The organism is Flavonifractor porci (genome assembly GCF_037572415.1).
In the GTDB taxonomy this organism is placed as follows: Bacteria; Bacillota; Clostridia; order Oscillospirales; family Oscillospiraceae; genus Flavonifractor; species Flavonifractor porci.
This window is the reverse complement of the sequence record NZ_JBBHLB010000017.1, coordinates 1-16,628: the sequence shown is the minus strand read 5'-3', so window position 1 is coordinate 16,628 and position 16,628 is coordinate 1. Positions and strand designations below refer to the sequence as shown.

12 protein-coding genes and 1 tRNA gene are annotated in these 16,628 nt (G+C 52.8%); 10 read left to right on the top strand and 3 right to left on the bottom strand.

What is annotated here, in order from left to right:
• Window position 1: 1 nt before the first annotated feature.
• A complete protein-coding gene (locus WHJ28_RS13310) occupies window positions 2-1,297 on the top strand; it encodes a recombinase family protein (RefSeq protein ID WP_302667388.1) in 1,296 nt (431 codons plus the stop codon).
• Here the strand turns inward: WHJ28_RS13310 and WHJ28_RS13305 are convergent.
• A complete protein-coding gene (locus WHJ28_RS13305; protein WP_302667387.1) occupies window positions 1,294-5,535 on the bottom strand; it encodes an NACHT domain-containing protein in 4,242 nt (1,413 codons plus the stop codon). The two genes, WHJ28_RS13310 and WHJ28_RS13305, sit on opposite strands and share 4 nt — an antisense overlap.
• An 82-nt stretch (window positions 5,536-5,617) precedes the next feature.
• A tRNA-Leu gene (locus WHJ28_RS13300) sits at window positions 5,618-5,702 on the bottom strand.
• 293 nt (window positions 5,703-5,995) lie between these two features.
• On the opposite strand from WHJ28_RS13300, the gene WHJ28_RS13295 reads away from it, so the two are divergent.
• Window positions 5,996-6,835, top strand: coding sequence for a pyridoxamine kinase (locus WHJ28_RS13295; protein ID WP_340042552.1), 840 nt, complete (start codon window positions 5,996-5,998; stop codon window positions 6,833-6,835).
• A 78-nt stretch (window positions 6,836-6,913) separates the two neighbouring features.
• Here WHJ28_RS13295 and gap read toward each other — a convergent pair whose 3' ends face one another.
• Entirely contained in the window at window positions 6,914-7,927 is a 1,014-nt protein-coding gene (gap, locus tag WHJ28_RS13290) for a type I glyceraldehyde-3-phosphate dehydrogenase (protein WP_087328567.1), read from the bottom strand.
• Between the two features lie 259 nt (window positions 7,928-8,186).
• On the opposite strand from gap, the gene WHJ28_RS13285 reads away from it, so the two are divergent.
• From WHJ28_RS13285 to WHJ28_RS16555, 8 genes are all read left to right on the top strand, one after another.
• On the top strand, window positions 8,187-8,978 hold the full coding sequence (locus WHJ28_RS13285) for a sensor histidine kinase (protein WP_340042551.1): 792 nt from the start codon (window positions 8,187-8,189) through the stop codon (window positions 8,976-8,978).
• A 7-nt stretch (window positions 8,979-8,985) separates the two neighbouring features.
• Window positions 8,986-9,150, top strand: coding sequence for a hypothetical protein (locus WHJ28_RS13280; RefSeq protein ID WP_340042550.1), 165 nt, complete (start codon window positions 8,986-8,988; stop codon window positions 9,148-9,150).
• A complete protein-coding gene (locus tag WHJ28_RS13275; protein ID WP_340042549.1) occupies window positions 9,116-10,291 on the top strand; it encodes a cation diffusion facilitator family transporter in 1,176 nt (391 codons plus the stop codon). The genes WHJ28_RS13280 and WHJ28_RS13275 overlap by 35 nt, the downstream gene beginning before the upstream one ends.
• A gap of 394 nt (window positions 10,292-10,685) precedes the next feature.
• On the top strand, window positions 10,686-11,381 hold the full coding sequence (locus WHJ28_RS13270; protein ID WP_340042548.1) for a response regulator transcription factor: 696 nt from the start codon (window positions 10,686-10,688) through the stop codon (window positions 11,379-11,381).
• Window positions 11,378-12,835 (top strand): sensor histidine kinase, encoded by a 1,458-nt coding sequence (locus WHJ28_RS13265; RefSeq protein WP_340042547.1) that lies wholly within the window; start codon window positions 11,378-11,380, stop codon window positions 12,833-12,835. The genes WHJ28_RS13270 and WHJ28_RS13265 overlap by 4 nt, the downstream gene beginning before the upstream one ends.
• Window positions 12,836-12,850: 15 nt before the next feature.
• Window positions 12,851-14,095, top strand: a complete 1,245-nt coding sequence (locus WHJ28_RS13260) for a S1C family serine protease (RefSeq protein ID WP_340042546.1) — start codon at window positions 12,851-12,853, stop codon at window positions 14,093-14,095.
• A 173-nt stretch (window positions 14,096-14,268) separates the two neighbouring features.
• Complete coding sequence (locus tag WHJ28_RS13255; RefSeq protein ID WP_340042545.1) at window positions 14,269-15,423, top strand: amidohydrolase; 1,155 nt, start codon at window positions 14,269-14,271, stop codon at window positions 15,421-15,423.
• 729 nt (window positions 15,424-16,152) lie between these two features.
• Complete coding sequence (locus WHJ28_RS16555) at window positions 16,153-16,479, top strand: rubredoxin (protein WP_425461146.1); 327 nt, start codon at window positions 16,153-16,155, stop codon at window positions 16,477-16,479.
• Window positions 16,480-16,628: the final 149 nt, after the last annotated feature.

The window sequence follows — 16,628 nt, the reverse complement described above, 5'->3', positions numbered from 1 at the left end:
GATGCGGGTATGGATCTATGCGCGACTGTCAAACGATGATGACGAGGAGATGAACTCTCTCCTGAACCAGCAGGAGACCTGCCATGGGTTTGCCGAGCAGCACGGATACATCATTGTGGGACAGTCCTTCGATGACAATGTAAGCGGCATGAAGTTCAACCGCCGTGGGCTGGACGAGCTCACGGCGGCTGTGGACGCAGATAAAATCGACGCTGTCATCGTAAAGGACTTGTCCCGTCTTGGCCGCCACAGGACCCAGACCGCATTATTTATTGACTATCTGCGGGAACATCAGGTGCGGGTGATCTCCGCAACGGAAGGGGTCGATACCTTCCGCGATGAGGATGATTTGATAATCGGCGTCCGCGGCCTGATGAATGACTACTATGCCAAAGACATTGGCAGGAAGATTCGGGCTGGATACCATCAAAAACAAAAAGAGGGTATCGTCATTATCCCGTCCTTCGGGTACTGGAAAGATAAGAACACTGGTGAAATCAAGGTCATAGAAGAAGCCGCTGAAACCGTGCGAATGGTCTACTCTCTGTACTTGGGTGGTGTCAGACTGAAGGAAATCGCCCGGCGCTTGAATGAACGGGAACGAAAAACTCCGGCGCAGCTCCAGTATGAACGGTACGGAAAACGGCGTCAGGACATCCACAAAGCCAAAGACGGCAGTTATGTTTGGACCTATACCAGTGTAAAAAACATTCTGACCGATGAGAGCTATGTCGGTGTGCTGACAAATCACCGCAAGCAAATGCGCGAAGGAAAAACCTATGCTGTACCAGAAGCAGAACAGTTTCGGCACGAGGGCGTCTATCCGGTCATCATCCAGCGGGAGGATTGGGGGCGGGTACAAGAGTTGCTGAACCAAAACGCCAGGAAACACCCGGCACCTGGCAATAAAGCCAGGCACCGTTATGCAGGTCTTTTGGCCTGCGCCGAGTGCGGCAACCCATTCGTTCCGATGATCCGATATTGGAGGGGCAACAGCCGTGTGGAGTATGTCTGCAAAGGCTATCAGAGGAACGGCAAAACCTATTGTGCCTCCCACCGAATCCACGAGGAAACGCTGGATGCGAGGGTATGGGAGCTCGTTTCCACAGCTTGTGAGAGCCGCGCGGAGGAACTGAAGAAACTGGCGCAGATGCAAAAAATGTGGGCGTTGAGGAAACCAATCCTCGACGCCCACATTTCTGCGTTACAGAAAAAAGTGCAGGAACTGGAGCGGGAGATAGATGAGATTGTAATAGAGAAATTGAAAGGAAGCGTTTCCAATCCAAGACCTCGTTAATAATATAGTCTGTCTTCGAATAATGTTTCACTGGCTTTCGTTATTTTACCGTCTTTCAGATAATAAACAGAAGACATGTGTATTGCCTTGGGTGGTAAATCCCACCTTCCAAACGGAGGAGTCAATATGCGCTTCTCGCACAAAGATGTCCACACTAATGTATAACTGCTGCTTTTCAAAAACTCAAGGAGCTTGTCGTACCTGATATAGAAACCTGTATCATTACCTATTAGCTCTGAACCGTCAAAACATACTAATTCCCCAGCACCATCAACAAACGCGCTATTACTGCCTTTTAAATACTTTAATTGCAATTTTGTATATATTTCCTCGCATGGTTTGTGCCAGTAGATAGACGCTATTTCTGAATTCAAACAATTCAGTTCGCCTTTTCGTTCGCTATAATACTGTTTAACAGGAATTAATACTTTTCCTGGGAAGACATAATTAAGGCGGTCAGAATCGATATTTACCCATTCTAAACCACAATAATATGGGTTATTAAAGAAAGTATGCGCATCAGACCAGTAATATTCTTTGTTGTACATTGCTGAGTTACTTTGAGCTTCAGGCATCCAACGCCCCATAAAGTCAACACCAGAAAGAGCGCAAATGAGTGATTCAGCATATTCATTCTTTACAACATATCCTCTGATTTGATGCCACATATCTTTGCGAGGAAGGTCATATGAACGGAAACCTAAACGCTTAGCTTCTTTCCAATCATATTCACCCGTAAGTAAGAGATATTGATGTGCTCCGGACTGTAGCTTTACGCATTGCACAAAAGTAGGTGTGTCAGAAAAATCAGCAAGCCATTCCTCATAAGTATTGTTTGGGATGTCATATGAAAATGCTGCGATATCGATATGCAAATTATCAAAAACAGGAGTAACAAGTACCGTTGGATCGATGTTCCGAATATCCGGCTCAAAAGAACCCTTGCAGTATTCCTGATGTGGTTCCCCTATGTCATTGTCGTATACCGTAATCTGATAATTGTCACAGACTTGAGCCGCCAATTCATAAAGTGCTATCCATTGATACTTTTTCCCAATACGCTCCTTCCTTCCAAACTGAAACCCTAAACCAACACGATCAGTACAATTTCGATCATATTTTCCGTGCTTTTCGACATCATAACCCAGTTCAAAGATACGCTTAATGGCTATGTTTTTTAAATCTATAGGATGTAGTTGTTTCCAAGCGTAAAAATACGATTGAAAGGTATACCTTCCAAAATCACCATAGCCACCAGGTTGACCGCTTCGACTGTATTCAACCTTCATTGAATTCAAAATAGCTAATTGTGACCAATGATAATCTCTAAATGATTCGCTGTTATAGTCCAACTTATATGTTTTAATCTCTTCATCCGAAGGAATTTCTGGGAATCTGCTGTTATATGGAGGTGTGATTTTTTCTGCGTCGAAATACCCGTCCTCAACACAGCCTATGTGGCGTGCATAATCGATAATGTTTTTGGCGTAGGTTCTCAACAGTATATTTGGATATACAACATCCTTATCAAATATGTTTTTGTAAACATGCTCTGCCAGTGCCCTGACCTGTTGCGGTGAATCTTCATTTACCACACAGCCAAATGCGACAGCATATATTCTTTCAGAAATGTATGGGTCGTCAATTTCTTCAAATATCCGCATCAAGAATAATAATGCCGGCATGTGTGAGTTCAGGATGCAAATGATAGCTTTTGTTGCCTTATCCCGAAGTTCGTTGTTAGGCGAAATTAGGAGCCAAGAAAGGATGATTGCACAACTTTCCGCAATATCGTCGGTAATAGCTTGCTTTGAGGCGTGAACAAGTCCCCACTCAACGAGTCGATAAAGCGCTGAATCGTGATTACTATATAATTCGTCAAATATCGGAATAAATGTAGCATCTCTGTCTGACATTTTTACCCCATGAAAAAAGTTAAATGCATTTTTGGCATTCAAAGGATGGTTTGGGCGTGCTGATAATGCGAAGAGAACATCTACAAACTGGTTGAAACTATACTCATATTGCAGGATTTCCGAGTTAATGTAATCTATAGTATGCTCCGTAATACTGGTTGTTTTTCGCCATAATAAGCCATAAAGAAATGCATTGCGAACACGATATGTATTCTTCGCGTTTTCAGAGGAAAATACATCACTCAGTTCATATTCCCAGTCTTCAGCAAGGACAATACCAAAGAATTGAAGGAGGTCCGGCTTGTTTAACATCCAAGAATACTTCTCAAAAAACTGCTCCTCACTTAACTGTGCATACGCTGAAACTATTTTCTGTGCTAAAAAGTAGTCTTCCAGTCGTTCGTAGGTAATATAAACATACTCATCACCGTTATATGTAATGCCTTGTGTAAGAACTCCTTCCGCAAGAAGTGCACTATACACATCGGTGTTAACATTCCATTTCTTACAGATATCAACTATTAGTGCAAGGGTATCATCAAGCGAAAGTGAAACGGTTCCACTATGTTCATTGATACGTTTGGAAACCATTTCGTCAATAATTTTTGAAATTAATTTATAAGATTTGTTATAGTTACATCTTTCAGCGACTTTCTGCTCCATCACACTAATGTACTGCGAATAAACAAACGGCAATGAAATATCGCCCAGACTAATGTGCGTATTTCTATTTGCGGTGCAAAACAGCCGCAAAAACAGCGGATTTCTGAATTCTGAAATTGGGAATACTACAGAGTCAATGGTTATTCCATAGAAAGAGAAGTACTGATGCATGGCATCGTGTTCAACTGTAGTGAAACCGAAGTGTTCAATTCGTTGCATTTGTGCTCTAAGCGTATCTTGTCCGTCGAAAAGAGGATCCTCATATTGTGTACGCACAGACACGAGGAGGCCAATGTGAGGAAACTCTTTCAGGAAATCAACGAGTCCACCAAGAACACTGTTCCAAAAAGTTACCCCAGCACCTTCATTAAGAGCATCAATACAGATCAGGACACGACTTTTCTGAGCACAGGCAATCGCTTCGAATATATCAAAAAGTTCGTGATAAGTAATATCACAACCGAGTAGAGTTGGGAGAATAGCCAAAACATCCATTCCCGCAGAAAACTGCTGGCCTAACAGAAGTAAAGATGTCTGCCCCAAAGAATCACAGTTATCAATGTAATCGGCAATAAGATGTGATTTTCCAACACCACCATCTCCGGCCAAAATAATGTACGGGGAAACGGCTACCCTAACAGTTGTATTAGTTAGATAGTCGTTAAATTCGTTGGCAATACCCAGTTTCTCGTATAACTGGTATGCTTTACTGTCAAAACTTTTCTTCCCTTCGGGGTTTTCATAATATTCTTCTATTTTGCTGGTTAGAAAATCTTTGATAGCGTTAACTGTTGAAATTATTACATCGATGTCGCTTGATGTAATATTGAAGAAATTCAATTCTATTGCATATTTCTCTATGGCATCACACAATGCGTTGATTTCACTAAGCTCTGTGTGTCTCATCGCAATCAAAAATTTATCTACTTTGTCATAGAATATATTCTGAAATTGTTGATCGACAGATGCTCCGTGGAGAGAGTCCATTATTTCAACAGGGATGTTCAAATCTGGCGTATACCGGTTACCAAGGTTCTTTATTTGTCTGGAATTCCATGAAGCCATTTTTGCTTTGATGCGTTCCTCTGTTTCGGACTTCTGAATAGCCATCGAGAGTTGTTCTACAATTTGCTGGACATTCTGATCCTGCATTTGGAATTTCTCTTTTACAATCCGTTCTAAGTGCTCAAGTTTGGCATTATTTTGGCAAACCAAATAGAATAGGCCGCGATCTTCCAAAGATATTTTTTGAAAAAGAAAGGCTCTTGTTGTTGTAAGTAAGTGTGTAAGGAAATTCCGAATAAGTCTTGAGTCGTTCCAAGATAATTTCTTTTCGGTCGTTTCTTCGATCCTGCTTACCATTTTTTCATGGAGACAATTTAGAAATTCATCCTCAGTCACGGCATTCATACTCGGCTCAAGGACATAAGCCACAATATTTTCAATTACATTATGATACTTCACATGTGAATAAAATGCGCCGTTTGTGATGATAGTGCCGTCATTCTGTTTTTCAAATTCAATTTCCCAATCTCGCAGACTTTGGGTGAAAGAGGCAATTGCTTTTTTGTCTTTGAAAGCCTCAAGTTTCTTGCTCAAAGAATCAGATAAAAGGTTGGTTCCAATACCACTCCCGAAAGCACCTATCGTATCTAACATTTTAACACCTCCAAACTTATTATTAGTTGAATGATTAACAAAAACGACGAGCCGCCGTTTCTGGCAGCTCGTCAACTTACGTTGGTACGGGTAGTGGGGGTCGAACCCACACGAATCACTTCACAGGAACCTAAATCCTGCGCGTCTGCCAATTCCGCCATACCCGCATATTCAGTTTCCCTCTATTTTTACTCGGGGAGGGGATACCCGAGGCGGCGCGTTGCGCTTGAGCCGCGTCTATAAAAACAGGACATGCCCGCTTTTATCTGGTTGATGAATTCTTCACTGAGGTGACAGCACCTAAATCCTGCACGTCTGCCAATTCCGTCATACCCGCCTGTGGTGTATCCACTAGTTTAGCATCGGTAAGGGAAAATGTCAATTCCGACAGGGGGTTGCGGCAGGGACAGGAAGGCATTATAATGAAATAGCATATGCAGCCCAAAGGAGGAACCAGACCATGAACGTTGCGCCCCGGATTGCTGCCATACAGGATATTTCAGGCTTTGGCCGCTGTTCCATGACGGTGGTGCTGCCGGTGCTGTCCGCCATGGGCAGCCAGTGCTGCCCCCTGCTCACTGCCAGCCTCTCTGCCCACACCGCCTTCCCGCCCAGTGACAAGGCCACTTTTCTGGATCTGACCGGTCAGATGGAGCGGACCACAGCCCATTGGGCCGAGCTGGGCGTGACCTTTGACGCCATCTACAGCGGTTTCCTGGGCTCGGCAGACCAGATCCGGATCATTGAGAGGTTCTATCAGCAGTTTCGGGGAGAACATACCCGGGTGCTGGTGGACCCGGTGATGGGGGACCACGGCAAGCCCTACCGCACCTACACCCCGGAGCTGTGCGCGCAAATGCGTCAGCTGGCGGACCAGGCCGACTGCATCACGCCCAACTGGACGGAGGCCGCCCTGCTGCTGGATGAGGACTATGACGCTTGTCCTACTGAGGAAGGCGGCATCCGGAACTGGCTGGAGCGGCTGAGCCTGAAAGGAAAGCGGTCGGTGGTGCTCACCGGCGTCAGCCTGACGGAAGGCCAGATCGGAGCGGGCTATTTTAACCGCATCACTGGCACCACCGGCTTTGCCATGGCCCACCAGGAGCCCGCCCACTTCCCCGGTACCGGCGATCTCTTCGCCAGCGTGCTGCTGGGTGCCCTTATGCGGGGGGATGAGCTGCCCGGATCGGTGGAGCAGGCGGTGGATTTTGTCCAGCGGTGTGTGGCGCAGTCTATGCAGATCGGCACTCCGCCTCTGGAAGGGGTCCAGTTTGAGCCCCTGCTGAAGGAACTGGTGTAAGCGCTGCCCAGTATCAAAGAGACAAACAGAAAAAAGGGACGCTGCCGATGCAGCGTCCCTTTTTTGGATTCAAGTAACTTACTTGTGGTCCACGGAATACATATGAGCAATGAGGTCCAGGACCTTGTTGGAGTAACCCCACTCGTTGTCGTACCAGGACACGACCTTCACGAAGGTGTCGGTCAGAGCGATGCCGGCGCCGGCGTCGAAGATGGAAGTGCGGGCGTCGCCCAGGAAGTCGGAGGAAACAACGGCGTCCTCGGTGTAGCCCAGGATGCCCTTCAGCTCGCCCTCGGAGGCGGCCTTCATGGCGGCGCAGATCTCGTCGTACTTGGCGGGCTTGGCCAGATTGACAGTCAGGTCAACAACGGACACGTCCAGGGTGGGAACACGCATGGACATACCGGTCAGCTTGCCGTTCAGCTCGGGGATAACCTTGCCCACGGCCTTGGCGGCGCCGGTGGAGGAGGGGATGATGTTGCCGGCAGCAGCGCGGCCACCACGCCAGTCCTTCTTGGAGGGACCGTCGACGGTCTTCTGGGTAGCGGTGGTGGAGTGAACGGTGGTCATCAGACCATCGGTGATGCCCCAGTTGTCATGCAGCACCTTGGCGATGGGAGCCAGGCAGTTGGTGGTGCAGGAGGCGTTGGACACGAACTTCATGTCGGAAGTGTAGGTGTTGTGGTTGACGCCCATCACGAACATGGGGGTGGAGTCCTTGGAAGGAGCGGACATAACGACCTTCTTGGCACCGGCGTCGATGTGAGCCTGGGCCTTCTCCTGGGTCAGGAACACGCCGGTAGACTCCACGACGTACTCAGCACCCACCTCGCCCCAGGGAATGTCCTTGGGGTCCATGCAGGCAAAGAACTTCACGGTCTTGCCGTTGACAATGATGGCGTCATCGGTGTACTCGATGGTGCCGTCGAACTGACCGTGCATGGTATCGTAACGGAGCATATAAGCCATGTAGTCGGGGGTCATGAAGGGATCGTTGATACCCACGAACTCGATGTCAGAGCGGTTGATGCCGGCGCGGAACACCAGACGACCGATACGGCCAAAACCGTTAATACCCACTTTAATGCTCATAGTGAATCTCTCCTTTGTTCTAAATAGCCTCTTAATACATCTTTCTTTGGCGCGACTACATTATAGACTAATCTGCCTGGAATGAAAAGAGGAAAAATGCAAAACTTACTGGGGAAACTGTATAAATTTATATGGCGGTTATCGGTAAACGTGGCGGTTTCGATGTAATACGACCGTATTCCTTGAGATTCGACAAAATATTTGCTATACTGACTTTGACTTTACCGTGTTTTGGGAGCTGAGAGGAGGAGAGAGGCCCATGGAGCCTGTTTCCGAGGACCTGGGACTGCTGTTGGTGGAGCAGTTCCGGGAGCAGATGAACAATCTGGCGGCGGCGGTGCAGCTGCTGACGCCGGTGGTACAGGAGAAGGGCGGGCAGCAGTATGAGCCCTACCTGGCCATCCTTCACCAGAGTATGTACCGCATGATGCGGATGCTGGGCAATCTGGAATACCTCCAGCTGCCGGAGGACGAACTGACGGTGGAACGGACCAGTCTGGACCTGGCGGGGCTGTGCCGTGGCCTTGGAGAGCAGGTGGCCTCCCTGGCGGGACAGGCGGGCCTGAGCTTTTCCTATGAAGAGGAGCAGGGCAGTCTCATCACCACCGGGGATGGCCCCCAGCTGCGGCGGATGCTGCTTGGATTGATCTCCAATGCCTTCCGGGCTGCCGGGAAGGATGGCCACACCGGGCTGCGCCTGGCGGTGCGCCAGGACCGGGCGGTGCTTACCGTGTGGGACGACGGGCCCGGGTTGCTGCCGCCGGAGGAAGGGGAGGAGCGGGAACTGCTTCACCGGCCTGACGGTCTGGGCCTGGGCCTGCGGGTGGCACGGCGGATCGCCGCCCTCCACGGCGGGGCTATCGTATTTGAGCAGCGGGAGGACCGGGGGTCCCGGGCGGTGGTCTCCCTGCCCATCCGGCCGCCGGAGGGGGGCGCGGTGCTGCGTACCCCGCGGACAGATTGGGACCGGTCGGGGGGCTTCTCCGATCTGATGGTGGAGTTGTCCGCCGTACTGCCCTACGAAGCTTTTTTGCCCGCCGATCTGGAGTGAGACACAAATGAAAAAGAGCGCGGCGCTTGGCGCGGCGCTCTTTTTCTGTTCCCGGGGAAACGGCATGGAACTTGACGTTGCAGCCCTTCCGTGGGATAATAATAAGAATCCTGTTTTTTGGTTTGGAGTGAACGTATATGACGGAGTTTTTGGTCCGGCATTTTGTGCGTGATTATCAGCAGGTACAGGACCCGGCGGTGCGGGAGCGCTATGGCGTGCTGTCCGGTGGAGTGGGTATTTTCCTTAACCTGCTGCTGTCGCTTGGCAAGTTTTTTGCCGGCGTGGTGACCGGGTCCATCGCCGTTACCGCCGACGCCTTCAACAACCTGTCCGATGCTGGTTCCTCAGTGGTGACCCTGGTGGGCTTCAAGCTGGCGGGGCAGAAGGCTGACGACGGCCATCCCTTCGGCCACGGGCGCATCGAGTATCTGGCGGGCCTGCTGGTGTCCCTGCTGATTTTAATGGTGGGTGTGGAGCTGGGAAAGACCTCTGTTGAGAAGATCATCCGACCGCAGGAAGTAGCCTTTTCCATCATGTCGGTGGGTATTCTCATCTGCTCCATCCTGATCAAATTGTGGATGAGTCTTTTCAACCGGAAGCTGGGCAAGCGTATCCGGTCGGCGGCCATGCAGGCCACCGCCACCGACTCCCTGTCCGATGTGGTGGCCACCTCCGCCGTGCTGGCAGGCACCCTCATCGGCCACTTTGCCCATGTAAGCATTGACGGCTGGATCGGCGTGGTGGTGGCGGTCTTTATTCTGCGGGCTGGCTGGGGCGCGGCCAAGGATACCCTGAACCCCCTGCTGGGTACTGCCCCCGACCCGGAGCTGGTGAAGGCCATCCAGCAGCTGGTCCTGTCCCATGAGCAGGTGGTGGGGATGCACGATCTGGTGATCCATGACTACGGACCGGGCCGCCGGATGTGCTCCTTCCACGCCGAGGTACCGGAGGGAAACGATATTATGGAGGCCCATGATGCCATTGACCACATTGAGCGGGAGATCCAGGAGAAATTCGGCATTGAGACCACCGCCCACATGGACCCCATCGCAACCGGAGACAGTGAGGTTGCCCGCCTGCGGGAGCAGGTGAGCGAGCTGGTCCGGAAGATAGACCCGGATATGAGCATCCACGACTTCCGCCTGACCCGGGGACCCCGCCACTCCAACTTGATTTTTGACGTGATGGTGCCCCACCGCTGTCGTCTCAGCGATGAGGAGATCCGCAGACGCATTGCCGAGGCGGCAGAGCAGGTATTGCCCGGCTGTTATGTGGTGCTTCAGCTGGACCGGTCCTATGTGGGGGCGAGATAAGGCGATTTACAAATTGTTCACCCCCGCTGTGGGGAAACGTGTATAATAATGTCTGATGAATAAACCGAAAATCGGTTTATTCCCGCGGCTGTAGCCGCGTAATTCCATAAAACGGCTCAAGGGAGCCGATTTTATGGAATTCAGCCATTGTTATAATGCGTATTTCCATTGGTGCGTTGAGACGCACCAATGGAAGGTGCAAGGTTTTTTGGATAACTTTGTCCAAAAACCTTGCACCTGAACAAAGCTATTTGGCCTTGAAAGATTTGGCTTTCAAGCCTTCCGGCTTTGTTCATTACGCATTATAATAAGGATAAGTATGATACAGGTTCCCAGGTATAAACGGACATACCGGAAGAATACCATTTGATTAGTCTGAAAAGGACGGTGTACTATGGCCAAGAAAGTCCTCATCGTGGAAGACGACTCCAATATTGCCGAACTGCTCCACCTCTATCTGGAGAAGGAGGGGTTTGAAACGGCGGTGGCCGGCGACGGCGGCAAGGGCGTGGAACTGTTCCGCTCCTTCCGGCCCGACCTGGTGCTGCTGGACATCATGCTGCCCGTTATGGACGGCTGGTCGGTGCTGAAAAAGATTCGGGAAAATGACAAGACCCCCGTGATCATGCTTACCGCCAAGGGCGAGACTCAGGATAAGGTGGCGGGCCTGGAGGGGGGCGCTGACGACTATATCGTCAAGCCCTTTGAGATGAAGGAAGTGCTGGCTCGGATTCATGCGGTGATGCGCCGGTTCGGCGGGGACGAAAACGGAGGGGGAGAGAAGAAACTCTCCTTTGAAAAGCTGGTCATCAACCTGGACTCCTACGAGCTGTTGGTGGATGGAAAGCGGGTGGACACGCCCCCCAAGGAGCTGGAGCTTCTGTACCATCTGGCCGCTTCCCCCAACCGGGTATTTACCCGCAACCAGCTGCTGGATGAAGTGTGGGGCTTTGATTATTTCGGTGATTCCCGTACCGTGGACGTACACATCAAGCGCCTGCGGGAAAAGCTGGAGGGCGTCAGCAGTCAATGGAGCCTGAAGACCGTGTGGGGCGTAGGATATAAATTTGAGGTTGTGACGGCCTCATGAGAAGCCTGTATAAGCGGCAGTTTATGCTGACGGCAGGCATGATCCTGGTGTCCTTTGCTCTGCTGGGCGCCGCCTTTTTTGCCCTGTCTTATCAGTATACCATCCGTCAGACCAAAGAATCCATGGAGCGCAACGCCGATTATGTGGCCAGCTTTACCGGAAAATCCAGGGCCTTGGGCGTCAGCGTGGAGGACGACGTTTATATTACCATGATCGCCACCATAGCCCAGATCTCCGACGCTGTGGTGCTCATTACTGAGGCTGACGGAGAGATGGTGGTATCCACCGACGGCATGACTGTTCAGGGCTACAATATCCTGGGGGGGCGCTATCTGCCCCGTACCGTGGTGGAGCAGGTGGCCCAGTCCGGAGGCTATACCGGCATGAGTACCCTGGGCGGGTTCTTTTCTGAAAAGCGCTATGTGGCCGGCACACCCATTATAGTGGAGGCTCTGGACCGTAACAGCGGTCAGCTGGTCAAGACCATGGTGGGCGTGGCCTATGTGGCGGCGGAGGCCTCCAGCCTGACTGAACTGTGGAGGGCATTTACCACCATCTTTATCTTTACCGCGGTGGTGGTGCTGTGTATCGCCTTTCTTACCAGCTCCGTGACCTCTCTAAAGCAGACCAAGCCACTGAAAGAAATTGCCGAGATCGCCAGAAAGTTTGGCCACGGCGAGTATGAGCTGCGGGTCAGAGGCTATGAGGACCGGCGGGACGAGGTGGGCGAACTGGCCGAGGCCTTCAATGCCATGGCCGACTCCATCTCCAAGAGCGAGGAGCGGCGGTCAGAGTTTGTGGCCAACATCTCCCATGAGTTAAAGACCCCCATGACCACCATTGCCGGCTTCTCTGACGGTATTCTGGACGGCACCATTCCGCCGGAGCGGGAGCGGGCCGCCCTCCAGACTATCTCCTCCGAGACCCGGCGTCTGTCCCGGCTGGTGCGTCGGATGCTGGACCTGTCCCGGCTCCAGTCGGCGGAAAATGTCACCGCACAGGAGCAGTTTGACGTCTCCGAGATCATGCTGCGGGTGCTGGTGAGCCTGGAGACCAAAATCAACGCCCGGCATCTGGATGTGGACACCCAGCTGCCCGACGGGGCAGTGATGGTATGGGGGGACCCGGACGCCATCACCCAGGTGTGCTATAATCTGCTGGACAACGCTATCAAGTTTTCAAACGACGGGAGCACCATGGGCATTTCCATTGCGGCCAAAGGAGGAAAGGCCCATGTGGCGGTACGCAATACCGGGCAGACCATCCCACCGGATGAATTGGCCATGATCTTCGACCGATTCCACAAGAGTGATAAATCCCGCAGTGTGGACCGGGAAGGCGTGGGCCTGGGCCTGTATATTGTGAAGACCATTCTGAACAACCACAAGGAAAATATTACAGTGACCAGCCAGGACGGTGTGACCGAGTTTAACTTTACGTTGACCCTGGCTTAAGGACAGGAGGGAGCCATGCACGGCTACTATTACGACCAGAACCGGGTCTATCCGCCGGAGGACCAGGGCCGCCGCTGGCGTCCGGGCCGGCGAGGGCCGGGAAAGGCTGTGGTGCTTTTCTGCTGTGTCCTGGCGCTGCTGCTGGCGGCCGCGGTAGTGCTGCGCTGGGTGGGCCATACCCTGTCATCCAGGGAGAATTTATTCCACTCTGGTGATAAGTCCCCTCAAAATACCCCTTATGACTGGGGGGGTACCTGGGATTGGGAGGACGAGGAGACGGGAGAGACCACCGTAGAGCGCGCCCCTCTGGGGGATGATGTGACCTTGCCTCTGACGCCACAGCCTCAGACAGGGGCCCATACCCTCCAGAGCATCTATCAGGAAAACATCCAGTCCATCGTATCCATCTGGGGAGACGCGGGGACCTCCTATTCCTTTGGCACCGGCGTGGTGATGTCCGCCAACGGCTACATCATTACCAATACCCACGTGATTGAGGGCTGCAGTTCGGTGGAGGTGATCCTTCAGGACGACAGCAGGTATGAGGCGTTGCTGGTGGGTATGGACGTACCCACCGACTTGGCGGTGCTCAAGATCGACGCTCAGAATCTGCATCCTGCGGTGTTCGGCAATTCCGATGAGCTGCGTGTGGGAGATGCGGCGGTCGCTATCGGCAATCCCCTGGGCCAGGAGCTGCGGGGTACCATGACCGACGGCATCATCTCTGCCATCAACCGGGATGTGGATGTGGACGGGTACAGTATGGTACTCATCCAGACCACTGCCGCCCTCAACTCAGGCAACTCCGGCGGCGCCCTCATCAACGCCTACGGTCAGGTGGTGGGCATCACCAACATGAAGATGTCCGCCTATGACGATACGGTGGAGGGGCTGGGATTTGCCATTCCCACCACCACCGTCAAGCGGGTGGTGGAGGATCTTGTCCGCCAGGGCTACGTCAGCGGAGAACCAACCATCGGTATTACCTGTCATACCATCACCCAGGAGATGGCGGAGGAATATGACCTGCCGCTGGGCGTCTATGTAGACAGTGTGCAGCAGGATTCCAACGCCAAAAAACAGGGTGTCTTTCCCGGTGATGTGATCGTGGAGGCCAACGGCCAGAGCATCACCACCATTGAGGAACTGCTGGCGCTGAAGAAGGGCATGGAAGCGGGCGATGTGATCCACTTCCGCCTGTGGCGGGGCGGCGGCTACCTGGAGCGGGATGTGACCTTGATCGAACAGTATGTTCCCTGAACAAAGGCAGAAAAAACGGGCGTCTCCGTCAGGAGACGCCCAATGTTACACAGAAGAATGGAATGAATGGTGATGTGGATCGCACTTGTCCTTCTTGTGAGCTGTGTCTAAAATATACCATAAATTACTGAATATGTCAAACAAAAGATTTGCCGAAAGGGGTCGGAAAGAAGATGATGATTGTCAACGGGGTGGTCCACCCCATGGATGGGCCGGTGATCCAGCGGGGTTATGTGGCCTTTGAGGACGGGAAGATTACGGCGGTAGGGTCCATGGAAGAGCTGACCGCCGTTGCGGAGGGCGCTCTGGATGCCCAGGGGGGACATATCCTGCCCGGCTTCATTGACGCCCACTGCCACCTGGGCCTGTTTGGAGATTCCCTGGGGTTTGAGGCGGATGACGGTAATGAGGAGACTGATCCCTGTACACCCCAGCTGCGGGCCCTGGATGGCGTGAATCCTCTGGACCGTGGCTTTCAGGAGGCCCGGGAGGGAGGCGTCACCACAGTGCTTACCGGTCCCGGTTCCGCTAACCCAATCGCCGGACAGTTCCTGGCCCTGAAAACCGACGGGCGCTGGGTGGACGAGATGGTGGTAAAGGCCCCGGCGGCCATGAAGTTCGCTATGGGTGAGAATCCAAAGACCTCCTATAATGACCGCAAGGAGACTCCCGTGACTCGTATGGCTATTGCTTCCATTATCCGGGAGGAACTGTCCAAAACCCTGGAGTATCAGGACAAGCAGGACAAAGCCGAGCAGGACCCGGATACCGATATGCCTGACTATGATGCCAAGCTGGAGGCCCTGGTGCCGGTTCTGAAGGGGGAGGTGCCCGCCCACTTCCACGCCCACCGGGCGGACGACATTGCCACGGCGGTACGGCTCAGCAAGGAGTTCGGTCTGAAGTATGTGATCGTCCACGGCACCGAGGGCTACAAGATCTCTGAGCTGCTGGCCGCTGAGGGGGCTGCGGTCATTACCGGCCCCTGCCTCACTGGCCGCTCCAAGCCGGAGCTGGTGGGCCAGACCCTGGAAAATCCGGCTCTGCTGGCCAAGGCGGGGGTACAGGTGGCCATCTGTACCGACCACCCGGAGATCCCCATCCAGTACCTGCCCCTGTGCGCGGCCATGGCGGTGCGGGGCGGCATGGAGGAGGAGGAGGCCCTGGCGGCCATCACCCGCAACCCGGCTGAGATCGCAGGTATCGGTCACCGGGTGGGCACCCTGACCCCGGGGAAGGATGCCGATATCGTAGTCACCCAGGGCCACCCCTTTGACTGGAACGGCAAGGTCCAGGCCGTGTTCCTGGGGGGAAAGCAGGTTAAATAAGCAGCAACAAGGCGCGCCGCAGGGCGCGCCTTGTTCTGTCTGTATGCCGCATTTCAGGTGAGGGACACTTAAACAACAAAAAGAGGTCAAAACGCAGATTTCCTTGTTATGCCGAATAATGTCTGCAATACGATCCCTGCGGCCAATAAAAGGCTCATCCAGGCCCATAGCTGAGGCACGCCCCAATATACCAGCACCACAGCCGCTATACAGCTGCCCAGCATGGCCCCCAGGCGGAGGATCAGGCTGTATATCCCTATATACGGTCTGTCATACCTAGCAATGCCAGCAAACCCGGCATCGCCAAGACAGAGTATATAGACTCTTTGCAATGGGAGATGGGCCGCCAGATGCCCTGTGAGAGCCATTCCTGCCGTCACGCAAATATACTGATGCAGTTCATAACACCCATCAGTGGTGTGTAGTCTCCTGCAAGCTGCTGCAGGTAGGGCGGCCAATAGATTTCCAGATTGCCAAGTACCGCGCCTGCTATCATATTTCCTGCCAGTAATATCAGCAGGTTTCGCTTGCTCAATAGGTGACGCCAGTTACCGCCCTGAGTTGTATTGTGGGACACGGGCTGGTCAACTGGAATGCCGACCGCCGCCGCAACGCCCCGAGGCGCGGGACGAACCGCGCCAGAAGCAGCGGCGCATAGGGAAGCAGAGGGATAGACGACGCATTTCCTAGCATTCCGCCCACCAGTGCCCTCAGGGCAAGGCCGCCCCCATGCTCCACACCTTTCTGAAGGGCCTGCGCTATGCCGAACCCTTCCGCATTCTCTTCACCCCCACTCAGGCTGACCTGGACGCCATGGCCGACTACGCCAAGGCTGTGGCCGCCCTGTGCACCGTGCCGGTGGATGCCCCCAAGACCGAGGGCGGCAAGTGGGTGTGCGCCCTGTGCGGCTACATCTATGATCCCGCCGAGGGCGATCCCGCCGAGGGCGATCCCGCCCACGGCGTGGCTCCCGGCACCCCTTGGGAGCGGGTGCCCTCCTCCTGGTCCTGCCCCCTGTGCGGCGTGGACAAGGAGATGTTCAAGAAGGCTGACTAACTTACACACAAAGAACGCAGGCTGCGCATTGTGATATGCTCCCCCTATAGGAGACAGTGAAATAAAACACTGCTTCTATAGGGGGAGATATTTATGTCCAGAAGTAAGGTGGCATACGAGAAGAAAATAGAGATTGTAAGGGATTATCT